The sequence below is a fragment of the Streptomyces sp. NPDC104381 genome, from assembly GCF_055583745.1.
This window is the reverse complement of sequence record NZ_JBVJNK010000004.1, coordinates 157,754-181,254: the sequence shown is the minus strand read 5'-3', so window position 1 is coordinate 181,254 and position 23,501 is coordinate 157,754. Positions and strand designations below refer to the sequence as shown.

At 69.3% G+C, this 23,501-nt stretch carries 18 protein-coding genes; 2 read left to right on the top strand and 16 right to left on the bottom strand.

The features are described 5' to 3' along the window. Positions 1 to 58: 58 nt before the first annotated feature. The 15 genes from ACZ607_RS14600 to ACZ607_RS14530 all read right to left on the bottom strand — a co-directional run bounded on the left by ACZ607_RS14600 (position 59) and on the right by ACZ607_RS14530 (position 19,602). On the bottom strand, positions 59 to 1,210 hold the full coding sequence (locus ACZ607_RS14600; protein ID WP_469735072.1) for an ABC transporter ATP-binding protein: 1,152 nt from the start codon (positions 1,208 to 1,210) through the stop codon (positions 59 to 61). Then, the gene (locus ACZ607_RS14595; protein WP_469735071.1) at positions 1,200 to 2,177 is read right to left on the bottom strand and encodes an ABC transporter ATP-binding protein; all 978 of its coding nucleotides are present in this window, start codon (positions 2,175 to 2,177) and stop codon (positions 1,200 to 1,202) included. Before ACZ607_RS14595 ends, ACZ607_RS14600 begins: the two co-directional genes overlap by 11 nt. 13 nt (positions 2,178 to 2,190) lie before the next feature. Then, on the bottom strand, positions 2,191 to 3,183 hold the full coding sequence (locus ACZ607_RS14590; protein ID WP_469735070.1) for an ABC transporter permease: 993 nt from the start codon (positions 3,181 to 3,183) through the stop codon (positions 2,191 to 2,193). Beyond that, a complete protein-coding gene (locus ACZ607_RS14585; protein ID WP_469735069.1) occupies positions 3,176 to 4,099 on the bottom strand; it encodes an ABC transporter permease in 924 nt (307 codons plus the stop codon). The genes ACZ607_RS14590 and ACZ607_RS14585 overlap by 8 nt, the downstream gene beginning before the upstream one ends. A gap of 98 nt (positions 4,100 to 4,197) precedes the next feature. Further along, a complete protein-coding gene (locus ACZ607_RS14580) occupies positions 4,198 to 5,826 on the bottom strand; it encodes a peptide ABC transporter substrate-binding protein (RefSeq protein ID WP_469735068.1) in 1,629 nt (542 codons plus the stop codon). A gap of 166 nt (positions 5,827 to 5,992) precedes the next feature. Then, a complete protein-coding gene (locus ACZ607_RS14575; protein ID WP_469735067.1) occupies positions 5,993 to 7,135 on the bottom strand; it encodes an ABC transporter ATP-binding protein in 1,143 nt (380 codons plus the stop codon). Then, positions 7,128 to 8,186, bottom strand: coding sequence for an ABC transporter ATP-binding protein (locus ACZ607_RS14570; protein WP_382708603.1), 1,059 nt, complete (start codon positions 8,184 to 8,186; stop codon positions 7,128 to 7,130). Before ACZ607_RS14570 ends, ACZ607_RS14575 begins: the two co-directional genes overlap by 8 nt. An 11-nt stretch (positions 8,187 to 8,197) precedes the next feature. Then, the gene (locus ACZ607_RS14565; protein ID WP_382708606.1) at positions 8,198 to 9,142 is read right to left on the bottom strand and encodes an ABC transporter permease; all 945 of its coding nucleotides are present in this window, start codon (positions 9,140 to 9,142) and stop codon (positions 8,198 to 8,200) included. After that, positions 9,135 to 10,064 carry an ABC transporter permease gene (locus tag ACZ607_RS14560; protein WP_129265297.1) on the bottom strand — a complete coding sequence of 310 codons (930 nt, stop codon included), beginning with the start codon at positions 10,062 to 10,064 and terminating at the stop codon, positions 9,135 to 9,137. The genes ACZ607_RS14565 and ACZ607_RS14560 overlap by 8 nt, the downstream gene beginning before the upstream one ends. A gap of 121 nt (positions 10,065 to 10,185) precedes the next feature. Continuing rightward, entirely contained in the window at positions 10,186 to 11,808 is a 1,623-nt protein-coding gene (locus tag ACZ607_RS14555) for a peptide ABC transporter substrate-binding protein (protein ID WP_382708608.1), read from the bottom strand. 628 nt (positions 11,809 to 12,436) lie between these two features. Continuing rightward, positions 12,437 to 14,311: a translational GTPase TypA gene (typA, locus tag ACZ607_RS14550; RefSeq protein WP_469735066.1), complete on the bottom strand. Its 1,875-nt coding sequence runs from the start codon at positions 14,309 to 14,311 to the stop codon at positions 12,437 to 12,439. 335 nt (positions 14,312 to 14,646) lie between these two features. Then, a complete protein-coding gene (locus ACZ607_RS14545) occupies positions 14,647 to 16,902 on the bottom strand; it encodes an ABC transporter family substrate-binding protein (RefSeq protein WP_469735065.1) in 2,256 nt (751 codons plus the stop codon). A gap of 193 nt (positions 16,903 to 17,095) precedes the next feature. Next, on the bottom strand, positions 17,096 to 17,647 hold the full coding sequence (locus tag ACZ607_RS14540) for an isochorismatase family protein (RefSeq protein ID WP_469735064.1): 552 nt from the start codon (positions 17,645 to 17,647) through the stop codon (positions 17,096 to 17,098). 66 nt (positions 17,648 to 17,713) lie between these two features. Further along, positions 17,714 to 19,198: an MFS transporter gene (locus ACZ607_RS14535; protein ID WP_469735063.1), complete on the bottom strand. Its 1,485-nt coding sequence runs from the start codon at positions 19,196 to 19,198 to the stop codon at positions 17,714 to 17,716. Beyond that, a complete protein-coding gene (locus ACZ607_RS14530) occupies positions 19,195 to 19,602 on the bottom strand; it encodes a MarR family winged helix-turn-helix transcriptional regulator (RefSeq protein WP_469735575.1) in 408 nt (135 codons plus the stop codon). The genes ACZ607_RS14535 and ACZ607_RS14530 overlap by 4 nt, the downstream gene beginning before the upstream one ends. 332 nt (positions 19,603 to 19,934) lie before the next feature. On the opposite strand from ACZ607_RS14530, the gene ACZ607_RS14525 reads away from it, so the two are divergent. After that, a complete protein-coding gene (locus ACZ607_RS14525; protein ID WP_469735062.1) occupies positions 19,935 to 20,990 on the top strand; it encodes a LacI family DNA-binding transcriptional regulator in 1,056 nt (351 codons plus the stop codon). On the opposite strand, the gene ACZ607_RS14520 is transcribed toward ACZ607_RS14525, so the two are convergent. Beyond that, positions 20,937 to 21,989, bottom strand: coding sequence for an acetylxylan esterase (locus ACZ607_RS14520; protein WP_469735061.1), 1,053 nt, complete (start codon positions 21,987 to 21,989; stop codon positions 20,937 to 20,939). The two genes, ACZ607_RS14525 and ACZ607_RS14520, sit on opposite strands and share 54 nt — an antisense overlap. A gap of 262 nt (positions 21,990 to 22,251) precedes the next feature. Here ACZ607_RS14520 and ACZ607_RS14515 point away from each other — a divergent pair, with 262 nt between their 5' ends. Beyond that, a complete protein-coding gene (locus ACZ607_RS14515; protein WP_469735060.1) occupies positions 22,252 to 23,499 on the top strand; it encodes a sugar ABC transporter substrate-binding protein in 1,248 nt (415 codons plus the stop codon). The last annotated feature ends 2 nt before the right edge of the window (positions 23,500 to 23,501 follow it).

Genomic DNA, 23,501 nt, shown 5'->3' with positions numbered 1-23,501 from the left:
CCGTATATCGGTGTGACGACGGTCAAGTTGCCTCTGTGTTAACCGTCATGAGGACCATTCACCCCTCTTTGTCCCCCTCGGGCGTCCCCTGCGGCCGGTCACGGAGGTCCTCCGGCGGAACCACCTGCTTCTCCTCGGCGAAGTGGCACGCCGAGTCGTGCCGGGCCGGTGTCTCCGACTCGCGGAAGACCGCCGGGACCGCCAGCAGCGGCACCTCCAGCTCGCACCGCTCCTGCGCCTTCCAGCACCGGGTGCGGAAGCGGCAGCCGGACGGGATGTTCGCCGGGGAGGGCACGTCCCCGTGGAGGATGATCCGCTCCCGGTGCTCACGGGCCGTCGGGTCGGGCACCGGCACGGCCGACAGCAGCGCCTGCGTGTACGGGTGCGTCGGGTGGTCGTAGATCTCCTCGTCCGTGCCGATCTCGACGATCCGGCCCAGGTACATGACGCCGACCCGGTCCGAGATGTGCCGGACGATCGACAGGTCGTGCGCGATGAAGACGAAGCTCAGGTTGAACTCCGCCTGCAACCGGTCCAGCAGGTTGACGACCTGCGCCTGCACCGACACGTCCAGCGCGGAGACCGGTTCGTCCGCGACGATGATCTCGGGGTTGAGCGCGAGACCGCGGGCGATCCCGATGCGCTGGCGCTGGCCGCCGGAGAACTGGTGCGGATACCGGTTGATGTACTCCGGGTTCAGCCCGACCACGTCGAGCAGGTCCTGCACCCTCTGCCGCCGGCTCCCCTTGGGCGCCACCTCGGGATGGATCTCGTACGGCTCCCCGATGATGTCGCCGACGGTCATACGGGGGTTGAGCGAGGTGTACGGGTCCTGGAACACCATCTGGATGTTGCGGCGTACGGCCTTCAGGGCCCGTCCGGACAGCTTGGTGACGTCCTCGCCCTTGTAGCGGATCGCGCCCCCGGTCGGCGGCTCCAGGTGCACCAGCATCTTGGCGACGGTCGACTTGCCGCAGCCGGACTCCCCCACGATGCCGAGTGTCTCGCCCGCCGCCAGGTCGAAGTCCACACCGTCGACGGCCTTGACCGCGCCGACCTGCTTCTTGAAGAGGATGCCCCGGGTCAGCGGGTAGTGCTTGACCAGCCCGCGCACCTCCAGGATCGGGTCGCCCCCGGCGTACGGGCGGGTGGGCGCCTCGGCCTGGAGGGTGGAGCCGCCGCCCCCACCGCCGGTCTCGTCAGCGTGCATCGAGCGTCTCCTTCCAGAAGTGGCAGGCGCTCCGGCGTTCCTCGTCCACGGTGTAGAGCGGAGGCACGTCCGTACGGCACACGGCCTGGGCCAGCGGGCAGCGCGGGTGGAAGGCGCAGCCGGGCGGGATGTGCAGCAGGTTGGGCGGCAGGCCCTTGATCGCGTAGAGCTCCTGGCCCTTCTGGTCCAGGCGCGGGATCGACCTGAGCAGGCCCTTGGTGTACGGGTGGGCGGGCGCCTCGTAGATCGGGTGGACGGGCGAGGTCTCGACGATCCGGCCGGCGTACATCACGGCGATCTTGTCGGCGACGTCGGCGACCACGCCGAGGTCGTGCGTGATCAGGATCAGGCCCATGTTGAGCTCGCGCTGGAGTTCGGCGAGCAGGTCCATCACCTGCGCCTGGACGGTCACGTCGAGGGCGGTGGTGGGTTCGTCGGCGATGATCAGGTCGGGCTCCAGGGCGAGCGCCATCGCGATCATGATGCGCTGGCGCATGCCGCCGGAGAACTGGTGGGGGTAGTCGCCCACCCGCTGCCGGGCCGCCGGGATGCGCACCCGGTCCATCAGCTCGATCGCCTTGGCCCTGGCGTCGCCCCGCGACATCCCCCGGTGCACGACGAACATCTCGCCGAGCTGCGCGCCGACGCTGAGGACCGGGTTCAGCGAGGACAGCGCGTCCTGGAAGATCATGGCCATCTCCTGGCCGCGGATCCGCCGGCGCTCGTCGTTCTTGAGCTTCAGCAGGTCGCGGCCCTTGAAGAGGATCTCGCCGCCGCTGATCCGCCCGGGCGGCATGTCGAGGATGCCCATGATCGCCTGGGCGGTGACGGACTTGCCCGAGCCGGACTCGCCGAGGACGGCGAGCGTCTCCCCCTCGGACACCGAGTAGTTGACCCCGTTGACGGCCTTGGCCACTCCGTCCCGGGTGTGGAACTCCACGTGCAGATCGCGCACTTCGAGCAACATGGCAGCGGGCTCCTCAGCGCAGCTTGGGGTCGAGGGCGTCGCGCACCGCGTCGCCGAGCATGATGAAGGCGAGCACCGTGATCGCCAGTGCTCCGGCCGGCCAGAGCAGCATGTGGGGCGCGTTGCGGATGTACTGGGAGGCGGCGGAGATGTCGATGCCCCAGGAGACCGCCGGCGGCTTCAGGCCCACCCCGAGGAACGACAGGGTCGCCTCCAGCGAGATGTACGTGCCGAGGGCGATGGTGGCGACGACGATGACCGGCGCGACCGCGTTGGGCGTGATGTGGCGCAGCATCATCCGGCTGTTGGAGGCCCCCAGCGCCCGGGCCGCCTGGACGTAGTCGTTCTGCTTGGCGGTGATGACGGAGCCACGGGCGATACGGGCGATCTGGGGCCAGCCCAGCAGCACGATGAAGCCGATCACCGGCCAGACGGTGGAGCTGGTGACGACGGACAGGAAGACCAGCCCGCCGAGGACCACCGGGATGCCGAAGAAGACGTCCGTGATGCGGGAGAGCACGGCGTCCCACGCGCCGCCGAAGAAGCCGGCGAGGCCGCCGAGCACCCCGCCGAGCAGCGAGACGCCGAGGGTGGAGAGGACGCCGACGGCCACCGAGGTCCGCGCGCCGTAGACGGTGCGGGTGTAGACGTCGCAGCCCTGTCCGTCGAAGCCGAAGGGGTGCCCGGGCTGGGAGCCCTCCTGGGCCTTGGCGAGGTCGCAGTTGAGGGGGTCCTGGTCGGCGATCAGCGACGGCCAGATCGAGATGACGACCAGGAAGAGGATGACCAGCCCGGAGATGATGAAGACCGGGTTGCGGCGCAGGTCGCGCCAGGCGTCGGACCACAGGCTGCGGGGTTTGCCCGTGGGCCCGGTGCCCTCGGGGCCGCCCGGTGTGCTCTCCAGGGTGACGCCCTCGTCCATCGCGAGGTCCATCGCGCCGCCCGCACCGGCGCCCGAGATCGCTCCGCTGCCCGTCGTCTCGTCCCACGGCTGCTGCTCAGGCATAGCGGATCCTCGGGTCGAGTACGGCGTACAGGAGGTCGACGATCAGGTTGGCCGCCAGGAAGACGAGGACCAGGACGGTGACGAACCCGACGACGGTCTGGGAGTTCTGCCGCAGGATGCCCTGGTAGAGCTGGTAGCCGACCCCGTGGATGTTGAAGATGCGCTCGGTGACGATCGCCCCGCCCATCAGGGCGCCCACGTCCGTACCGATGAAGGTGACGACGGGGATGAGGGAGTTGCGCAGCAGGTGCCGGACCACGACCCGCCGCCTGGGAAGTCCCTTGGCCACGGCGGTACGGACGTAGTCGGCGCGGGCGTTCTCGGCGATGGAGGTCCGGGTGAGCCGGGTGACGTAGGCCAGGGAGACCGAGGCCAGGACGAGCCCGGGCACGATGAGCTCGTCGACGGGGGCCTCCGAGGAGACGGACGGCTTGATCACGCCCCACTCCACGCCGAGGAGCAGCTGGAGCAGCAGACCGGTGACGAACGTCGGTACGGAGATGACGACCAGGGTCAGGATCAGCACCCCGGTGTCCACGGGCCGGCCGCGGCGCAGGCCGGTGACGACGCCGAGGCTGATGCCGATGACGATCTCGAACACGATCGCGACGATGGTGAGCCGGATGGTGATGGGGAAGGCGGTGCCCATCAGCTCGGTGACCTTCTGGCCGTTGAACGCGGTGCCGAAGTCGCCGGTGAAGACGTTGCCCATGTAGGTCAGGTATTGCTGCCAGACCGGCTTGTCGAGGCCGAACTCGCTGCGCAGCTGGGCGGCGGTCGCGGGGTCGCACTGCCGGTCGCCGCAGAGGCCGGCGATGGGGTCGCCCATCACGTTCACCATGAGGAAGATCAGCAGTGTGGTGCCGAAGAAGACCGGGATCATCTGCAGCAGCCGCCGGATCACATAACGTCCCATGAGGGGCTCCGGGGGTCGGGGGCCGGCAAGCGGGCGGAGGGACCGGAAAGCCGGGTGGCCGGTGCGGGCTGCCGCACCGGCCACCCGGCTTCAGCGGGTCACTTGACCTTGATCTGGTCGTACACCGGGACGCTGAAGGGGTTCAGCGAGACGTTCTCGACCCGGTCCGAGTAGCCCGCGCTGCCGTTCTGGTACCAGAGCGGGATGACGGGCATCTGCTCGACCAGGACCTTCTCCGCGTCCTGGAAGGTGCTCACGGCCTTGGCCTTGTCGCTCTCCGCGTTGGCCTTGTCGACCAGGTCGTCGAACTTCTGGTTGCTCCACTTCCCGTCGTTGGACGGGGCGTTGGTGTAGTAGAGCGGCTGGAGGAAGTTCTGGATCAGCGGGTAGTCCATCTGCCAGCCCGCGCGCCAGGCTCCGGTCAGCTTCTGCGTGGAGACCTGGCTGCGGAAGTCGGCGAAGGTGCCGACGGGCCCGCCGACGCACGCCTTGTTGTTGCCCATGACGTTGTTGATGCTGTTGCAGACCGCGTCGACCCACTCCTTGTGGGAGCCGGTGTCGGCGTTGTACGAGATCTTGAGCTGGCCGCCGGGGATGCCGCCGCCCTCCTGGATCAGCTTCTTGGCCTCCGCCTTGTCGTACTCGCAGGCGGGGCCGCAGAGGCCCTTCTTGAAGCCGCCCTCCTCGCCGAGGACCGGCGAGGTCCAGTCGGAGGCCGGGGTGCGCGTCTTCTGGAAGATCTGATTGGTGATCTGGTCACGGTTGATCGCCATCGACAGACCCTGGCGGACCTTGATCGCTCCGGGGGTGTCCCAGGCCTTCTCGTAGAAGGGGAAGGCGAGGGTCTGGATGATGCCGGCGGGGGTGTTGATGTACCGGTCGCCCAGGTCCGCCTTGACGTTCTTGAGCTGCGAGGCGGGCACGTCGTCGACCAGGTCGAGGTTGCCCGCGGTCAGGTCGGTGTAGGCGGTGTTGTTGTCGGTGTAGACCTTGAGGTCGATGCCGCCGTTCTGCGCCTTGTCCGTGCCGGGGTAGTCGTCCCACCGGCGCAGGTTCATCGACGAGCCCTTGGCGTACGTGTCGATGGTGTACGGGCCGTTCCCGACGGGCTTGGAGAGCCAGGCGTCGTGGTCGGTGTAGAAGGCCTTGGGCAGCGGCACGAAGGCGGCGTAGCCGAGGGTGTCGGGCCAGAGCGAGAACTTCTGCGACAGCTTGGCCGTGAAGGTCGTGTCGTTGACCACCTTGAGCCCGGAGAGGGTGGTGGCGGACGCGGAGCCCGATTCGGGGTGGACCTTGTCGTAGCCGTCGATGTACTGGAAGAAGTAGGCGTTCTTCTGGTTGTTCTTCAGCGCGGCACCGTAGTTCCAGGCGTCCACGAAGGACTTGGCGGTGATCTTCTCGCCGTTGCTGAAGGTCCAGTTGTCCTTGATCGTGACGGTGAAGTTCTGCGAGTCCTTCGTGTCGATCTTCTGGGCGATCTCGTTCTTGGCCTCGCCGGTCTTGGGGTCGTACCGCACGAGTCCCCGGAAGACCATGTCGAGGACCTTGCCGCCCTGCACCTCGTTGGTGTTCGCCGGCTCCAGCGGGTTCTGCGGGTCACCCCAGGACGAGCTCACGATCCCGTCGGCGCCACCGCCGCCACCGCTGTCCCCGCCGCCGCAGGCCGTGGCCGCGAGGGCGACGGCGACGGCGCATGCGGCCCACCTGGCCTGTGTGGCTCCGCGCATCGAGTGCCTCCTAGGGTTCCCTTGAGTGGCTTAATGCCTCATATCACCCCATATGACACTGCGTCGCATGTCGGCCTACGCCGTACGCCGTACGGGTCCGCCGGAACGCCGGAACGCCCGGCCCCCCGCGAGGGGGGCCGGGCGTCCTGGTGGTGCTGACCGGGTGTTACGCCGCGTGGACGACATCCTTCTCCTCGGCGAAGTGGCACGCCGACTCGTGCGCAGCCGGGGTCTCCGAGGCTTTGAAGCGCTCGGGGATCGCCAGCAGCGGCACCTCGGTGGCGCACTTGTCCTGGGCCTTCCAGCACCGCGTACGGAACCGGCAGCCCGACGGCGGGTTCGCCGGCGACGGGACGTCACCGGCGAGGATGATCCGCTCGCGGCCGTCACGGGCCTCGGGGTCCGGGACGGGGACCGCCGACAGCAGCGCCTGGGTGTAGGGGTGCGTCGGGTGGTCGTAGATCTGCGTGTCCGTACCGATCTCGGCCATCTTGCCGAGGTACATGACGCCGACCCGGTCCGAGATGTGCCGGACGATCGACAGGTCGTGCGCGATGAAGAGGTAGGAGAGGTTGAACTCGTCCTGGAGCTTCTCCATCAGGTTGATGACCTGCGCCTGCACCGACACGTCGAGCGCGGAGACCGGCTCGTCGCAGATGATGATCTCCGGGTTGAGCGCGAGACCGCGGGCGATCCCGATGCGCTGGCGCTGGCCGCCGGAGAACTGGTGCGGATACCGGTTGATGTACTCCGGGTTCAGCCCGACGACGTCCAGGAGGTCCTGCACCCGGCGGCGCCGGTCGCCCTTCGGGGCCACCTCGGGGTGGATCTCGAAGGTCTCCCCGATGATGTCGCCGACCGTCATGCGCGGGTTCAGCGAGGTGTACGGGTCCTGGAAGACCATCTGGATGTTGCGGCGTACGGCCTTCAGGGCGCGGCCGGACAGCTTGGTGATGTCCTGGCCCTTGTAGAAGACCTCGCCGGCGGTGGCCCGCTCCAGCGTCATCAGGAGCTTGGCGACCGTGGACTTGCCACAGCCGGACTCGCCCACGATGCCGAGCGTCTCGCCCTGATAGAGGTCGAACGAGATGCCGTCCACGGCCTTGACCGCGCCGACCTGCTTCTTGAACAGGATGCCCTGGGTCAGCGGGAAGTGCTTGACCAGGTTGCGCACCTGGAGGATCGGCTCGCCCTGCGAGACCGGGGCCTCGATGGCCGCGACGGCCTCCGTCTCGGTGGCCGCGTTGACCGTCGCCACTTCGGTGACGTTCGGGGTGGCGTCCACGGACTCCTTGTCGAGCTCAGCCATGGATCGTCTCCTTCCAGAAGTGGCAGGCGCTGCCGCGGCCGACCAGCTCGGTGCCGTCCTGCTCGGTCACCGGGCGCAGCGCCGGGATGTCCGTACGGCAGATGTCCTGCGCCATCGTGCAGCGCGGGTTGAAGGCGCAGCCGGACGGCACGTGCAGCAGGTTGGGCGGCAGGCCCTTGATCGCGTAGAGCTCCTGGCCCTTCTGGTCCAGGCGCGGGATCGACTCCAGCAGGCCCTTGGTGTACGGGTGCGCGGGGCGCTTGTAGATCTCGTGGACCGGAGCGGTCTCGACGATCCGGCCCGCGTACATCACGGCGATCTTGTCGGCGACGTCGGCGACCACGCCGAGGTCGTGCGTGATCAGGATCAGACCCATGTTGGACTCGCGCTGGAGCTCCGCGAGCAGGTCCATGACCTGGGCCTGGACGGTCACGTCGAGCGCCGTGGTGGGCTCGTCGGCGATGATCAGGTCGGGCTCCAGGGCCAGCGCCATCGCGATCATGATGCGCTGGCGCATACCGCCGGAGAACTGGTGCGGGAAGTCGCCCACCCGCTCCTTGGCCGCCGGGATGCGCACCCGGTCCATCAGCTCGATGGACCTGGCCTTGGCGTCCTTCTTGGAGAGGCCGCGGTGCACGCGGAACATCTCGCCGAGCTGGTAGCCCACGGAGAGGACCGGGTTCAGCGAGGAGAGCGCGTCCTGGAAGATCATGGCGATCTTCTGGCCGCGGATCTTCCGGCGCTCCTCGTTGGACATCTTCAGCATGTCCTGGCCGCGGAAGAAGATCTCTCCCTTGGGGATGCGGCCCGGGGGCATGTCCAGGATGCCCATGATCGCCTGCGCGGTCACGGACTTGCCGGAGCCGGACTCGCCGAGCACGGCGAGGGTCTCGCCCGCGCTGACGCTGTAGTTGACGCCGTTGACGGCCTTGGCCACGCCGTCGCGGGTGTGGAACTCCACGTGCAGATCGCGGACTTCGAGCAGCGGGCCGCCCGCGTCGTCCGAACCACGCGGAGCAGGAACATCCGCCGTCTTGTCGATGATGGTCATGTACGCCTCCCTCAGCGCAGCTTGGGGTCGAGGGCGTTGCGCACCGCATCGCCGAGCATGATGAACGCCAGAACGGTGATCGACACCATGACCGACGGGATGATCAGGACGAACGGAGCGTTACGCAGCTGCTCCTGGCCGGAGGAGATGTCCACACCCCACGACACGGTCGGCTCGGCGAGGCCGATGCCCAGGAAGGACAGGCTCGCCTCGGCCGAGATGTAGCCACCGAGCGCGATGGTCGCGACGACGATCACCGGGGCGATCGCGTTGGGCAGGATGTGCCGGAGCAGGATGCGGCTGGTCGAGGCACCGAGCGCCTTGGCGGCCATCACGTAGTCGGCCTGCTTGATCGTCAGCACCGAGCCACGCGCCACACGGGCGATCTGGGTCCAGCCGAGGAAGGCCAGCGCCAGGATGACGACCCAGATGTGCCGCTCCTCGAACGAGGTCAGGACGACCATCGCGCCGAGGATGAAGGGGACACCGAAGAAGATGTCGGTGACGCGGGACAGGATCGTGTCGATCCAGCCGCCGAAGTAACCGGCGAGCATGCCGACCAGGGTGCCCAGGATCGTGACGAGGGCGGTGACGACGATGGCGACGGTGATCGAGGCACGGGCACCGTAGATGACACGCGCGTAGATCGAGCGTCCCTGGATGTCGTACCCGAACCAGTCCTCCTTGAAGAAGTTCCCCCACTTGGGCTTCTGCAGGTAGTGGTGGGCCAGGTCCGCGTAGCGCGGGTCCGCGCCGGTGAAGAGGCCGGGGAATATCGCGATGACCAGGAGGAAGACGATCAGGATCGCCGAGATGACGAACAGCGGGCTGCGCCGCAGGTCGTGCCAGGCGTCGGACCAGAGGCTGCGGGCCTTGCCGACCTCGACGACGGGGGCCGGGACGGCGGCCGTCGGGGCGGACGCGTCCGCGGTGTTTTCCTTGAGCGTCTCAGGCATACCGGATCCTCGGGTCCAGGACCGCGTAGAGCAGGTCGACAATCAGGCTGGCGGCGAGGTACACGACGACGATCAGCGTCACGATGCCGACGACGGTGGCGCCCTCACGGTGCCGGAGCGCGTCGAAGACGGCGGAGCCGACACCCTTGACGTTGAAGATGCCCTCGGTGATGACCGCGCCGCCGAGCAGCGAGCCGAGGTCGGTCCCGAGGAAGGTCACCACGGGGATCATCGAGTTGCGCATCAGGTGCACGCCGATGATGCGCCGGCGCGGCAGCCCCTTGGCCACCGCGGTGCGCATGTAGTCCGAGCGGAGGTTCTCCGCCACCGAGGTACGGGTGAGCCGGGCGACGTACGCCAGGGACAGCGACCCGAGTACGACGGCGGGCAGGATCAGTTCGCTGAAGTTCGCTTCCAGGCTGACGTTGGGCTGCACCCAGCCGAGCTGGAAGGCGAAGAAGTACTGCCCGAGGAAGCCCAGTACGAAGGAGGGCACCGAGATGAGCAGCAGCGTCAGGACCAGCAGTCCGCGGTCGCGAAGGGTGTCGGCCTTCAGACCGGCGAAGACACCCATGGAGATGCCGACGACGACCGTGAAGATGAAGGCAAACAGGGCCAGCCGGACCGTCACCGGGAACGATTCCGAGATGATGTCGGCCACCGGTCGCCCACTGGCGATCTGTGTGCCGAAGTCACCCTGGAAGAGGCCTGTGAGGTAGTTCCAGTACTGGTGCCAGAGTGGCAGGTCGAGACCCAGGTCCTTCTTCATGGCCGCGATCTGCGTCGGGTCGACCGTCTGCTCGCCTGCGAGCGCGCGCACGGGATCGCCGGGCAGCGCGTACATCATGGCGAAGACCAGCATGGTCGAACCGAGGAAGACCGGGATCATCTGGAGCAGTCGCCGCGCGACATAACGCCCCATGTTTGCCTCCGATTAGGGGTAATGCAGCCCAAGGGCCGCTCTACCGATAGGAAGAGCGGCCCCCGGGACCTACTGCCTGGTGTGGGCGGCTGATGGCCGAGTGGGGGCCCTCAGGCGTGTGTTACTTGACGGTGACGTCGGTCATGACGTAGTCACCGCGGAAGTCGATGGCGACGTTGTCGACGTTCTTCCCGTAACCACCGTTGATCTTGTAGTTCCAGAGCGGGATCGCCGGCATCTTCTGGAGGACGAGCTTCTCGGCCTCCTGGTACGCCTTGATCGAGTCGTCCAGGGTCGCCGCGTTGTCGCCCTTCTTGAACTCCGCGTCGACCTCCTTGTCGGAGAACCGGCCGTTGTTGGCCTCCGCCGTGGTGCCGTACAGCTCACGCATGAAGTTGACGTTCAGCGGGTAGTCGGCCACCCAGCCACCGCGGTACATCGACTTGACCTGGTCGTTGTCACGCGCTTCCAGGTCGGTCTGGAAGTCCGGCTTGGCGTCCGGGATGCAGTCGACCCCGGTCGAGTTGCGGATGGACTCGCAGACCGCGGTCACCCACTCCTTGTGCCCGCCGTCGGCGTTGTACTGGATCCAGAGCTTGTTGTCCGGAACGCCGCCGCCTTCCTTGATGAGCTGCTTCGCCTTGGCCGGGTCGAACTTGAACACGTCGGTGTCCAGGTGCTGGTTGCCGGCGACGCCCGGGGGCGTGAAGCTGGTGGCGGGCTCGCGGGTGCCGTTGAGCACGGTCTTGGTGATCGTGGCGCGGTCGATGCCCATCGACAGACCCTGGAGGACCTTCGGGTCGATGCCCTTGAAGGTCTTCGAGTAGAACGTCGGGACGATCGACTGGACGGCCGCGTACGGCTCGTCGATCACGCGGTCGCCGAGGTCCGTCTTGTACTTCGGCAGGTCCTTCGGACCGATCTGGCGGATCATGTCCAGGTTGCCGGACAGGAGGTCCTGGTACGCGGCCTCGACGGTCGCGTAGTTCTTGAACAGGATGCCCTTGTTCTTGGCCTTGTTCGGACCCTGGTAGTCAGGGTTGGCCTTGACCTGGATGAGCTTCTTGTGGTCCCACTTCTCGAAGATGTAGGGACCGTTGCCGACCGGCGCCTGGCCGAACGCCTTGGTGTCCTTGTAGAACACCTCGGGCAGCGGGGCGAAGGTGTAGTAGCCGAGCTTGTACTCGAAGTACGGGACCGGCTTGTCGAGCTCGATCGTGAACGTGTTGTCGTCCACGGCCTTCAGACCGGACATCTCCGTGGTCTTCGGGTCACCCTTCTCGGGGTGGACGTCCGCGTAGCCCTTGATGTCCTCGAACCAGAAGGCGTTCTGCTGGTTGTTCTTGATGTTGGCGTACCAGTTCCACGCCTTGATGTAGGACTCGGCGGTGACCGGGGTGCCGTCGTGGAACTTCCAGCCGGGCTTGAGCTTGACCGTCCAGGTCTTGTTGTCTTCCGACTTCACGGACTCGGCGTTCGTGTAGACGATCTCGCCCTTGCCGTCGAACTCCAGCAGCTGGGTGAAGACTGCCTGGATGACGTAGCTGCCGAGCGACTCGTTGGTGTCGGCCGGGATCAGCGGCTTCTGCGGCTCACCGACGTCGAGGGAGACGTAGCCCGCGGGCTTGCCCTTCTCCTTCGAGGCATTGCTGCTGTCGTCACTGTCGCCCCCGCCACAGGCAGTCGCGGCCAGGGCGATGATTGCCGCTCCCGCGACCCACTTGGCGCTCTTGGCACCGCGCATGGGTTTCCTCCTCATGAGTCCACTTTTGACTACAAGAGGGGCACTGTAGAGATCCACCGACACCCCTGACGGCGATCGTTTGCAGTGCCCCGAGTGTGCTCGTGAGTCCGCACTCCCCACAGTGCGCCGACCCATTGACCCGAGCTCAATGGAGCCAACTATTAAGTAACACCGGGCTGTAAACCACACTTAAAGGGTCTCGGTTTGACAACATCGAGAAGCCATGGTTGCCCGAAATCCGGACAAAGTGATCCCAGACAGACACCCCCGAAACGGACCGTTAACACATGTTCCGGAGAGCGACGCACGATATGCGGACACCTCGGTCAGGAAAATGAGTTGACCAGGACCGTCCGGCGCATGGGTGCCGGGCGGCGGCGCGGAGCCGGTCGCGCGCGGCCGCACGGCGGGGAATCGGGGCGGCGCGGAGCCCTCGAAACCGACGACGCCGCCGGTCCCCCGGGGCCCGTACGGCCTTGAGGGAGTGCCTGTCCGGCCCCGCGACGCCGCCCCCGTGCTCCCGGCCGGACCAAAGGCCCGGGCCCCCACAGTGTCTGCGGGGGCCCGGGTCTCATGTCAATGGCTCGTTCCGGCGGTTCGGACCCCGTAAGCGGGTGGTCCGGCCGGATCAGCCGTTCTTCGCGCGCGAGGCCGTGCGGCCGCGCTGCTTCTGGTCCAGGACGACCTTGCGGATACGCACGGTCTCCGGGGTCACCTCGATGCACTCGTCCTCGCGGCAGAACTCCAGGGACTGCTCCAGGGACAGCTTGCGGGCCGGGACCACGTTCTCCGTGGTGTCCGCGGACGCCGCACGCATGTTGGTGAGCTTCTTCTCCTTGGTGATGTTCACGTCCATGTCGTCGGCGCGGGAGTTCTCGCCGATGATCATGCCCTCGTAGACCTCGGTGCCGGCCTCGGTGAAGATGACACCGCGCTCCTGGAGGTTGACCATCGCGAACGGCGTCACCGTGCCCGCGCGGTCGGCGACCAGCGAGCCGTTGTGACGGGTGCGCAGGTCACCGAACCAGGGCTCGTGGCCCTCGAAGATGGAGTGCGCGATGCCCGTACCGCGGGTCTGCGTGAGGAACTCCGTACGGAAGCCGATGAGGCCGCGCGAGGGGACGATCCACTCCATGCGGACCCAGCCCGACCCGTGGTTCGTCATCGTCTCCATACGGCCCTTACGGGTCGCCATCAGCTGCGTGATGGCGCCGAGGTGCTCCTCGGGGGAGTCGATGGTCATGCGCTCGATCGGCTCGTGCGTCTTGCCGTCGACCTGCTTGGTGACGACCTCCGGCTTGCCGACGGTCAGCTCGAAGCCCTCACGGCGCATCTGCTCGACCAGGATGGCCAGCGCGAGCTCACCACGGCCCTGGACCTCCCAGGCGTCCGGGCGCTCGGTGTCCAGGACGCGGAGCGAGACGTTACCGATGAGCTCGCGGTCCAGGCGGTCCTTCACCTGGCGGGCGGTGACCTTGTGGCCCTTGCCGCCCTTGCCGACGAGCGGCGAGGTGTTCGTGCCGATGGTCATCGAGATGGCCGGCTCGTCGACCGTGATCAGCGGGAGCGCGACCGGGTTCTCGGGGTCGGCCAGGGTCTCGCCGATCATGATGTCCGGGAAACCGGCGACGGCACAGATGTCGCCCGGGCCCGCCTTCTCGGCCGGCTTGCGGGTGAGCGCCTCGGTCATCAGGAGCTCGGTGACGCGCACGTTGGAGATCGTGCCGTCGCGCTTGATCCACGCGACCGTCTGGCCCTTGCGCAGCTCGCCCTGCTCGACGCGGCAGAGCGCGATACGGCCGAGGAAGTTGTCGGCGTCCAGGTTGGTGACGTGGGCCTGCAGCGGGGCGGCCTCGTCGTACTCCGGCGCGGGGACCGTGGAGAGGATGGTCGTGAAGAAGGGCTCGAGGTTGTCGCTGTCCGCGGGGACGGTGCCGTCCTCCGGCTTGGTCAGCGAGGCGACGCCGTCACGGGCGCAGGCGTAGACGATCGGGAACTCGATCTGGTCCTCGTCGGCGTCCAGGTCCAGGAAGAGGTCGTACGTCTCGTCGATGACCTCGGCGATCCGGGAGTCCGGGCGGTCCGTCTTGTTGATGCAGAGGATGACCGGCAGCTTCGCGGTCAGGGCCTTGCGCAGGACGAAGCGGGTCTGGGGCAGCGGGCCCTCGGAGGCGTCGACCAGCAGGACGACCGCGTCCACCATCGACAGACCGCGCTCGACCTCGCCGCCGAAGTCGGCGTGACCGGGGGTGTCGATGATGTTGATCGTGATCGGGTCCCCGCCGTCCTTGGGGTGATACTTCACCGCCGTGTTCTTGGCGAGGATCGTGATGCCCTTCTCACGCTCCAGGTCGTTCGAGTCCATCATGCGTTCGTCGAGGTTCTCGGCGGCGTGGGCGGCGAAGGCGCCCGCCTGCTTGAGCATGGCGTCGACCAGCGTGGTCTTGCCGTGGTCGACGTGGGCGACGATGGCTACGTTACGGATGTCGTGGCGCGTGGGCATGGGTGGCTTGCGCTTCTCTCGGATCGTGGGATCAGGCGTCTCAGTCGGTCTTCGAGTCCTCGTACGCCCGCCGGGCGGCACGCCACGGCTCGTCCCATGGTACGGGCCCGACGGGTCCGGGGCTTCCCGGCCCGATCCTCAGGGCGGGACGACAGCCGGAATTCAGCCGATATTCAGCCGGTATTACGTCATCATCCAGCCGGTGAGCGGCCGGACGGCAAGGGGTGCGAGAGGTCGAGCGGCCCGGGTCAGGGCAGACACCACCTTGCCCGCCGGGGGTACCGGCGGGCAAGGGAGTTGAGCTGTATCTGAGCTTTGATTGTGGGCTTGACCTGCTACTTCTTCCGATTCGCGGGGGAACCTGCCGCTTGGCGCCCGGTGAATCCGATGTCCTCGTAGCGGGGTGCGGCGAAGCCGAAGGCCCCGATGTTCGCCAGTTTCTTGTCGACGGCGACCAGCTGTGGCCTCTGATACAGCGGAATCGATCCCGCGGCGGCCCAGATCCGTGCGTCGGCCTGCTTCAGGAGGTCCCTCGACGCGTTGGCGTCGAGCTCGGAGACCGCCCGGTCGAAGAGCTGGTCGATGTGGTCGGAACCGACCCGGGTGTAGTTCTGCTCGACGAGCAGCGAGCCGTCGGTGGCGGGCTCCGGCTTGGAGAAGATCGGGCGGCCGTCGGTCGCGGGGTAGGCGGTGGCCGGCCAGGAGTAGAGCGCCATGTCGTAGTCGCCGGAGGCGATGTGGTCCTTGAAGTAGCTCTCGTCGTCGACCTTGGTGATCTGTGTGCTGATGCCGATCGCGTCCAGCATCTCGACGATCTTCTGCCCGACGGTGCGCAGCGGCTGCGATCCGGGGCCGGAGGGCAGCACGAAGCGGAGGGTCAGGGGCTTGCCGCCCTTGCCGATCCGGGCCTTGACCGAGGCGGGGGCGGGGGCCGCGGTACCGGCGGGGGCGTAGGCGCCCGCGGGGCCCTTGTCCTGGGCGGCGGCGACCTCGGTGCCGTCAGCGGGGGCGTCGCCGGGCTTGTCGTCACCGACGATGTACGTCCCCTCCTCGCGCGAGGCCTTGTCGTCCTTCTCCTCCTTCCCGTCCTTCTCGGCGGCCTTCTCGCTCGCCTTGGCCGAGGCCTTGTCGGTCGCCTTCGCCGACGCCTTGTCGGTCGCCTCCCCCGACGCCTTCTTCTTGTCGGCCTCGCTGCCCGCCTTCGTGTCCTCGGTCCTGCGGACGGCCCCGCCCACGGTCCATCCCGCGTCGGCCAGCAGCGCCTGCGCCTCCTTGGTGTCCTGGTCGCCGAGCGCGCCGCTGCCGTCCTTGTACGCGGGCTGCCCGGCCAGGGCCAGGTGGCTGCCGGGCGGCTTCGCGGGCAGGCCGAGCGGCTTCAGCACCGCGTCGGCGAGCTCCTGGCGGTCCAGGGTGCGGGCGATGGCGCGGCGCACCCGGTCGTCGGAGAGGGCGCCGGACTCGCCGTTCATCGCCAGCTGCGTGTAGGCCGGCTCCAGGGACTTGCGTACGACGAAACCCTGGAGCGACTTCTGCTCGGCGGCGTACACCGCGACGGCTTTCCGGTTCTTCTCGCGGGCCAGCCGCGCGGCCTCCGCGGCCTCCTCGTCCGAGCCGTGGGCCAGCGCCCAGGACCGCAGGGCGGCGGCCGGGGTGATGTCGGCGCCGGGGCCGTGGGCGGGCGGCGCGCCGTTCCCCCCGCGGTAGCGGGCCGCGAGGGCGATGCCGTTCGCCGTCGTGGCGTCGATGTCGGCGACGTCGACGGTGCCGGCGGTCAGCGCGTCGGTACGGTCCTCGGGCTCGACGGCGCGGAAGACGAGGGATTCGAGCTTGGCCTCGTTGCCCCACCAGCGCGGGTTGCGGTCGAGCACGACCGTCCCCTTGTCCTTGTTCACGCTGCGCAGCCGGAACGGCCCGGCGGTGTTCTTCAGGGTGGCCCTGGCCCCGTCGTTGAAGGTGCCGGGCGAGCCGGTCACCTCCTTCGGGTACAGCGGTGAGAAGAGCGAGCGCCAGTCCGCGTACGGCTTCGAGAACGTGACCCGGACCTGAAGGTCGTCCTTGCCCCGCTCGATCTTCTCGATCCGCTCGTACCCCGCGTTGCGCGCGGTCCAGAAGGCCGAGTCCTTGCCGCTCAGCGCGCGCCACTGGGCGACGAAGTCGGGGGCGCCGATCTCCCGGCCGTCGCTCCACACGGCCTGCTGGTTGAGCTTGTAGAGGACGACCTGCTTGGGCTCCTGCTCGATGACCTTCGCCGACTCCAGGTAGTCGGGGTTGAGCCGGGGCTCGCCCCGCGCGTCCAGCGGGAACAGGGAGGGCAGCAGGGCGCCGGTGATCCGCGTCGTCGCGCTGTCGGCGTCGGCCTGGTAGGCGTTGAGCGTGGCGGGGACCGCGTCGATGGCCCAGGTGAGGGTGGATCCGTCGGCCACCCGGTCCCGGGAGGCCGGGGCGACGTCCTGCGGGAAGGCCACCGAGGTGGGGCCCTCGCTGTCCGAGGTGCAGCCCGCCAGTACCGGGATCGTGAGCACGCCTGTCGCCAGGAGCGCGACCGAGCGGCGCTTTCGGGCCGTCCCGCGTGGGACGCCGACGTGGGCCATGGCTGATACCTCCGGGGCCGGCCCGGCCCACCCCGTGCCGGAATGGACCGGATGATGCGTTCTGGTGGCATTTGCAGTTGATCAGACTGATTCGCTGATCCACTGAAAGCACCCGCACGCGCGGGAGGCGGCAGACACGGCGGTCGGGGCCGCGGAAGTCACCCGTGCGGCCCCGGTACCGGCCCGGCGGCGGTCAGCCCAGGAGCTTGACGATCGCGGCGGTGGTGTCGGTCTCGCCGAGCCTCGGGAAGATCTTCTCGATGCTGTTGCGGTGGGCGTCGGCGTCCATGTCGGTGACCGCGTCCGTGGCGATGGTGACGTGGTAGCCGTGCTCGTGCGCGGCGCGGGCCGTGGACTCGACGCCGATGCTGGTGGCGATGCCGGTGAGGACGACCTGGGTGATGCCGCGGCGGCGGAGTTCGAGGTCGAGGGCCGTGCCGTGGAAGGCGCCCCACTGCTGCTTGGTGACCACGATGTCGTTCTCGCGCGGGCCGAGCTCGGGCACGAGGTCGGCCCAGTCCGCGGCGGGCTTCCCGGACGGGCCGCGGCTCTCGTTGCGGCCGGGGGCGCCGCCCGTCACACGGACCAGGAAGACCGGGAGGTCCTTGGCGCGGAAGGCGTCGGCGAGGGTCGCCGAGTGGGCGACGACGTCCTCGGCCGGGTGGGCCGTGGGGAGGCCGACGATGCCCTTCTGCAGGTCGACGACGACGAGAGCGGTGCGGGGGTCGAGGACGGTGGCGGTCATGCGAGTACTCCTTGATGTGCTGATGTGCTGATGTGCTGATGTGCCGGTGTACGGACGTGGTGCGGGTCAGGTGCGTGCGCGCAGGGCGCGGTCGGTGAGGGTCAGGGCGGCCAGCAGGACGGCGAGGACGACGGAGACCGCCGCCATGAGGTGCAGCCCCGCGTCGGTCGCGGCGTCGGCGTAGGCCAAGGCGATCAGGCTGGACGCGGTGATCGCGCCGATGTACTGGGCGGTGCGCTGGAGCCCGGCGGCGGCCCCGATGCTCTCGGGCGGCGCGTAGGCCTGGACGGCGGCCTGGTTGCTCGTGCCGATGAGTCCCTGCGGGGCGCCGAAGCACGCTCCGGCGAGCAGCAGGACGGCGAGCGGGGTGTCGCCGGAGAGGAACACCAGGATTCCCGCGCCGGCGGTGAGCAGGAGGCAGGCCACGGTCAGCGGGCCCCGCAGACCCTTCGTACGGGCGCCGAGCAGCGAGCAGACGAGCGCGGTCACCGACATCGGGAGCATGAGCAGCCCCGTGTGGCCCGAGGAGAAGCCGCGGGCCTCCTCCAGCCACTGGGTGTAGCCGTACATGACGCAGTAGATCAGCAGATAGCTGAGGCCGTGGCGGATGTACGTACGGAGCAGGGGGCCGTTGCCCGCGATCATCCGGATGTCTATGAACGGCCGCGGGGTGCGCAGCTGCCATCGGACCAGGACGGCCGTCAGGACGGCGAAGGGGGCGAGCAGCCACCACTGCGGGTGGGCGAGGTCGAGCAGGAAGAAGACCAGCACCGTCAGCGCGGTGGTGAACAGGCCGATGCCCAGCGGGTCCAGGGAGAGCTTCGGCGTGGAACCGTCGGCCGCCGGTTCGCGCGGCGGGTCGGCCGGGACCCAGAGCAGCGCGGCGCCCAGGGCGAGCAGCGCGATCGGCACGTTGACGGCGAAGATGCCACGCCAGCCGACGACCGAGACCAGCAGTCCGCCGAGCGCGGGGCCGACGGCGGCGCTGCCGAGGGCCGCGAAGGAGAGCCTGGCGAGGACGGGGCGCGGGGTGGGGCGGCCGAGGCGCCGCGACTCGTCGCGCAGGACGGCCATGGCGGCGGGGTAGGCGGCCGACGTTCCGATGCCGAGCAGCAGCCGGGAGACGATCAGCGTGCCGAACCCGGGGGCCAGCGCACCGACGAGACCGGACGCGATCACGACGACGAGGCCGGCCAGGAAGACCCGGCGCGGCCCGAGGGTGTCGGCGAGCTTGCCGAGGACGGGCTGGGCGACGGCGCTGGCGAGGTAGAGGACGGAGATGAGCCAGGCGGTGTCGGCGGCCCCGATGCCGAAGGAGTGCCCGATGGCCACCAGGGCGGTGGAGATCATCGTGGTGTTGAGCGGGTTGAGCAGGGAGCCCATCAGCAGCGGCGCGGTGAGCCGCGCGCTGAACCCGGAGCCCGGGCCGGGTGTCCCGGACGGCGCGGGTCCGGAGCCGGATGCGTGACCCGGGCCGGGTGTTGCGGACGGCGCGGAACCGGTGCCCGCCACCGGCACGCCGGTGGTCAGCCCGGTGCCGTGACGGGTCACTTGTCGACCAGACGGCCGATGAGCTCCACGGCCTCGGCGAGCGTCCGGCACTCCGTCCCGTCGAGTTCACCGGCGATCGCGTCGGCCAGCCAGCTCCGCTTGGCGGCCCGTACGCCGGCCAGGACCGTGCTGCCCTCCTCGGTCACCGACACGACCGACTTGCGGCCGTCCGCCGGATCGGGGGCCCGGGTGACGAACCCCCGGCTCTCCAGGGCACCGAGGGTCAGCCGCATCGACTGGGGCCGTACGAGCTCGGCGCGGGCCAGCGACGCGGTGGTGGCCGGTCCGCCGTCCTCCAGCCGGGCGAGGACCGAGCGCTGGGAGGGGGTGAGCAGACTGTCCGCCGAGGAGCTCCGCAGCCGCCTGAGCAGCCGGCCGACCACGGCCGAGAGATCGGTCGCCACCCGCTCGGCGGTGGGATCGACGGGACCCGCCGACGAGGCGCCGCGAAGGTTTTCGGGGCTCTCGGCGTTCCCCGGGTTCCCGGCGGCCCCGGGGTTCTCGGTGCTCTCGGATGTTCCGGACATGTTCTCCACCGTAAAGATGGACAGGGCATCTTGCAAGGCAACCTGTCCATTGTTCGGCAAAGGGCGCCGCGACCGGCCGTCGGCGCGCCGGACAGGGCCGCTGTTGCCCGCCGCCGGGCCCGCGATCTAGGGTGAATGCGCTTTCAGAAGAGGGCCGCCACCCGTAGCAGCGGGTGCTGCGCACAGAGAAGAAGCGGACGGTCGGTCGAGTGAGCGCCCCCACGGTGTACGACGTCGCCGAGCGGTCGGGCGTCTCGATCGCCACGGTCTCCCGGGTCTACCGCAACCCCGACTCGGTGCGCGCCCAGACGCGCGAGCGGGTGCTGGAGGCGGCCCGCGCACTCGGCTACGTACCGAGCGGGAACGCCCGGGGGCTGGCCAGCCGCACCACCGGGGTGCTGGGGCTCTGCTTCCCCGACTACGCCGATCCGGAGGCCGAGGCCGACGCGGAGACCGACAGCGGGGCCGACGACGCCGCGATGCTGTACTCCGACCAGATCATCCGCGGCATGGAGCGGGCGGCCCGCCGCCACGGTTACGCGCTGCTGATCGCCGCGTCGCTCCAGGGCGGGCCCGAGAGCCTCGTCGCGAAGGTGGCGGGGCGGGTGGACGGCTTCGCCGTGCTGGCCCAGACCGTGCCGACCGAGGACCTCGACGTCATATCGCGCCGGCTTCCCGTGGTGATGCTCGCCGGACCGCGCGAGATCGACCACCTCGACCACATCGTCGTCGCGAACGCCGCCGGTGAGCGTGAGCTGACCCGCCATCTGATCGAGGACCACGGGCTGCGGCGGCTCGCCTTCGTCGGGGGCGACCCGGAGTCCCCCGACGCCGAGGCGCGGTTCCGCGGCTTCCGCGACGCGTGCCGTGACGCGGGGCTGCCGGTTCCGGAGGCACCGGACCTGCGGACCGGGATGATGACGCGGGCCGAGGGCGCGCGCGCCGCCGAGACGCTGCTCGACCGGGGCGCCGAGCGGCCGGAGGCGATGGTCTTCGCCAACGACCAGATGGCGGTGGGGGCGCTGCGCGCGCTGGAGCGGCGGGGGGTGCGGGTGCCCGAGGACATCGCGGTGACCGGCTTCGACGGGATTCCGCTGAGCCGGATCGTGCGGCCCTCGCTCACGACCGTACGGCAGCCGATCCGGCAGCTGGGCGAGCAGGCGGTGGAGTTGCTGGTGCAACGCCTGGCCGACCCGGGTCGCGACCCGGTGTCACTGGAGCTGCCCGTCTCCCTGGCGCGCCGGGCGAGCTGCGGTTGCGGCTGATCCGCGGCCGCCGGGGGCGGCGCCCCTGAGCCAGGTCCCGAAGAAGCGCCGGCGCCGCGCGGCGAGCTCCGCGCCCTCCTCCGCGAGCCCCTCGTACGGGAAGTGCCCCGCCCGCAGCACCATCAGCTCCCGGGGCCCGGGCAGCGCGTTGTGCACGGCGAACTGCCCCGGCGGCGGCACCGACGGGTCGAAAAGGGCCGCGGCCACCAGCGTCGGCAGCTCCAGCCGGGCGGCGGCGGTCGCCGCGTCGAAGTAGCGCAGCACGTCTGTCACTTCGGGGTGCGCGCGGTGGTGAGCGCGTACGGACTCCCCGCTGCCCACGCAGGGCAGGGTGAGCCGGAGCGGGTGGTTGCCGAAGGTCGGGACGGTGAGCTGCGCCGCTCCGAACCGCTCGTCCCAGGGCAGCGCGAGGGCCCCGAGCCCGCCGCCGAAGCTCTCCCCCAGGTAGCCGAGCCGGCCGGGGCCCGCGAGCGCGGGCAGCAGCTCCTGGAGCGCCGAGGCAGCGCACCACAGGTCGGCCACGCAGTCGCCGATGACATAGGTGTCGCGCGATCCGATGCAGTGCAGGACGTGTCCCGCCGCCTCGTCCGGGACGCCGGGCAGTCGGCCGCGGGACCCCATTCCGCGTACGCAGGGCAGGATCGCGGCGGACCGGGGCAGCGGCAGCGGCACGTCGGGCCCGGCCTCCTGGCGGCCTCCGTAGCCGTGCCCGACGACGAAGCCGTGCTCCGCCGGGCCGTCGGCGGGCAGTGCGAGCCAGCCTCCGAGGCGTACCCCGCCGACGGATGTGAAGGTCACGCCGTGCAGCCGGACCCCGTCGCGCTCCTCCTCGGCGGGGCCCACCTCGGGGGCGGTGGCCACGGCGCGTGCCTCGCGGTGGCGCGCCGTCCAGAACGCCTCGAAGTCCACGGGCTCCTCGGGCGCGGGGACGCGCAGCAGGTCGTCGGGCGTCCGGCCGTAGGAGGGGTCGAACGGGAAGTCGTGCCGGAACAGCGCCATGAGTAGGACAGTAGGGCCTCCCCCGGCCCCGGAGGGGGCCGCCCCCCGCTCCCCGAATCCCGCGTCCCAAGCGGAATCGGTCACATCCACTTCAATTCCGCAAACGGCGTGCTTACGGTGCCCCGAACGCACGGCCAGGTGTCGAGCACGTTGCACGAGTGTGACCCAGCACCCTCTTGCGGATTCCTGAAGGACTGCCGCAGAGTGATGTATGCGCTTACAGGCAGCGCATACATTCGGATTGCTCGAGGAGGAGCCCTCCATGTCCCGCACCGCCAGAACCGCCTCCGCCGCCCTCACCGTGGCGCTCGCCCTCGGCATCTCCGCCTGCGGCAGTTCCGGGGGCGAGGACGTCGCCGCGGATGCGAAGCAGACGCTCACCGTCTGGGCCATGGGGGCCGAGGGCGAGAAGCTCGCCGAGGTGGCCGAGGTGTACGAGAAGGCGCACCCCAACGTCACCGTCAAGGTGACCCCGGTCGGCTGGGACGTCGCCCACCAGAAGCTCGTCTCCGCCGCCGCGGCCGGCACCATGCCGGACGTGGCGCAGATGGGCGGCAGCTACATGGGAGAGTTCGCCGAGCTCGGCGTCCTGGAGCCGGTCGACACGAAGACCTTCGACAAGAAGGACTTCTTCCCCGCCGGCTGGAACCAGGGCGAGGTGGAGGGCACCGCGTACGGCGTGCCGTGGTACGTCGACACCCGCGTCCTCTACTACCGCACGGACCTGGCGAAGAAGGCCGGTGTCGACAAGGCGCCCGCCGACTGGCAGGAGATGCGGGCCCTGGCGACCGCGTACCAGAAGAAGGCCGGCACCAAGTGGGGCCTGTCCATCCAGCCCAGCGGCCTGGACACGGTGCAGAACTTCTACCCGTTCCTGTACTCCGCCGGCGGCGCGATCGTCGACGACAAGGGCGAGGCGGTCATCGACAGCCCCGAGGCCGTCAAGGCGCTGAAGGAGTACGGCGCGTACTTCGAGCAGGGCCTCTCCAACACCTCGGTGCAGCCGGGCTACGACGTCGTGAAGGACTTCGGCAACGGCCGGGTCCCCATGTTCTTCGGCGGCCCCTGGCACGTCACCCTGCTGAACGAGGGCCAGCCGCAGATCGAGGGCAAGTGGGCGGTGGCCCCCGTCCCGGCCGACAGGACCTCCGCGTCCCAGGCGGGCGGCTCCTCGCTGGTGGTCTCCAAGGACAGTGAGCACAAGGCGGCGGCCACGGAGTTCATCCGGTACCTCACCGACACCGAGGGCCAGGCCGACTGGTACGCGCGCACCAAGGACCTCCCCGCGAACACCACCGCCTGGGACTCCGGCAAGCTCGCCGACGACGTGAACCTGCAGATCTTCAAGAAGCAGATGGACACCGCGAAGTCCTCCCACCCCTCGGCCAGGCTGACCGAGATCAACGACAAGGTCGACCAGGCGATCGCGAAGGTGACGCAGGGCAAGGCCTCCGCCGAGGACGCGCTGAAGACCGCGCAGTCCGAGATCGAAGGCCTCGTGAAGAAGTAGCC

Excerpts from the sequence above, each read along its gene's own strand:
- ACZ607_RS14590 (WP_469735070.1), bottom strand. The coding sequence starts at position 3,183 with ATGCCTGAGCAGCAGCCGTGGGACGAGACGACGGGCAGCGGAGCGATC.
- ACZ607_RS14580 (WP_469735068.1), bottom strand. The coding sequence starts at position 5,826 with ATGCGCGGAGCCACACAGGCCAGGTGGGCCGCATGCGCCGTCGCCGTC.
- ACZ607_RS14595 (WP_469735071.1), bottom strand. The coding sequence starts at position 2,177 with ATGTTGCTCGAAGTGCGCGATCTGCACGTGGAGTTCCACACCCGGGAC.
- ACZ607_RS14575 (WP_469735067.1), bottom strand. The coding sequence starts at position 7,135 with ATGGCTGAGCTCGACAAGGAGTCCGTGGACGCCACCCCGAACGTCACC.
- ACZ607_RS14565 (WP_382708606.1), bottom strand. The coding sequence starts at position 9,142 with ATGCCTGAGACGCTCAAGGAAAACACCGCGGACGCGTCCGCCCCGACG.
- ACZ607_RS14560 (WP_129265297.1), bottom strand. The coding sequence starts at position 10,064 with ATGGGGCGTTATGTCGCGCGGCGACTGCTCCAGATGATCCCGGTCTTC.
- ACZ607_RS14520 (WP_469735061.1), bottom strand. The coding sequence starts at position 21,989 with ATGGCGCTGTTCCGGCACGACTTCCCGTTCGACCCCTCCTACGGCCGG.
- ACZ607_RS14555 (WP_382708608.1), bottom strand. The coding sequence starts at position 11,808 with ATGCGCGGTGCCAAGAGCGCCAAGTGGGTCGCGGGAGCGGCAATCATC.
- ACZ607_RS14515 (WP_469735060.1), top strand. The coding sequence starts at position 22,252 with ATGTCCCGCACCGCCAGAACCGCCTCCGCCGCCCTCACCGTGGCGCTC.
- ACZ607_RS14585 (WP_469735069.1), bottom strand. The coding sequence starts at position 4,099 with ATGGGACGTTATGTGATCCGGCGGCTGCTGCAGATGATCCCGGTCTTC.
- ACZ607_RS14600 (WP_469735072.1), bottom strand. The coding sequence starts at position 1,210 with ATGCACGCTGACGAGACCGGCGGTGGGGGCGGCGGCTCCACCCTCCAG.
- ACZ607_RS14545 (WP_469735065.1), bottom strand. The coding sequence starts at position 16,902 with ATGGCCCACGTCGGCGTCCCACGCGGGACGGCCCGAAAGCGCCGCTCG.
- ACZ607_RS14570 (WP_382708603.1), bottom strand. The coding sequence starts at position 8,186 with ATGACCATCATCGACAAGACGGCGGATGTTCCTGCTCCGCGTGGTTCG.
- typA (WP_469735066.1), bottom strand. The coding sequence starts at position 14,311 with ATGCCCACGCGCCACGACATCCGTAACGTAGCCATCGTCGCCCACGTC.
- ACZ607_RS14540 (WP_469735064.1), bottom strand. The coding sequence starts at position 17,647 with ATGACCGCCACCGTCCTCGACCCCCGCACCGCTCTCGTCGTCGTCGAC.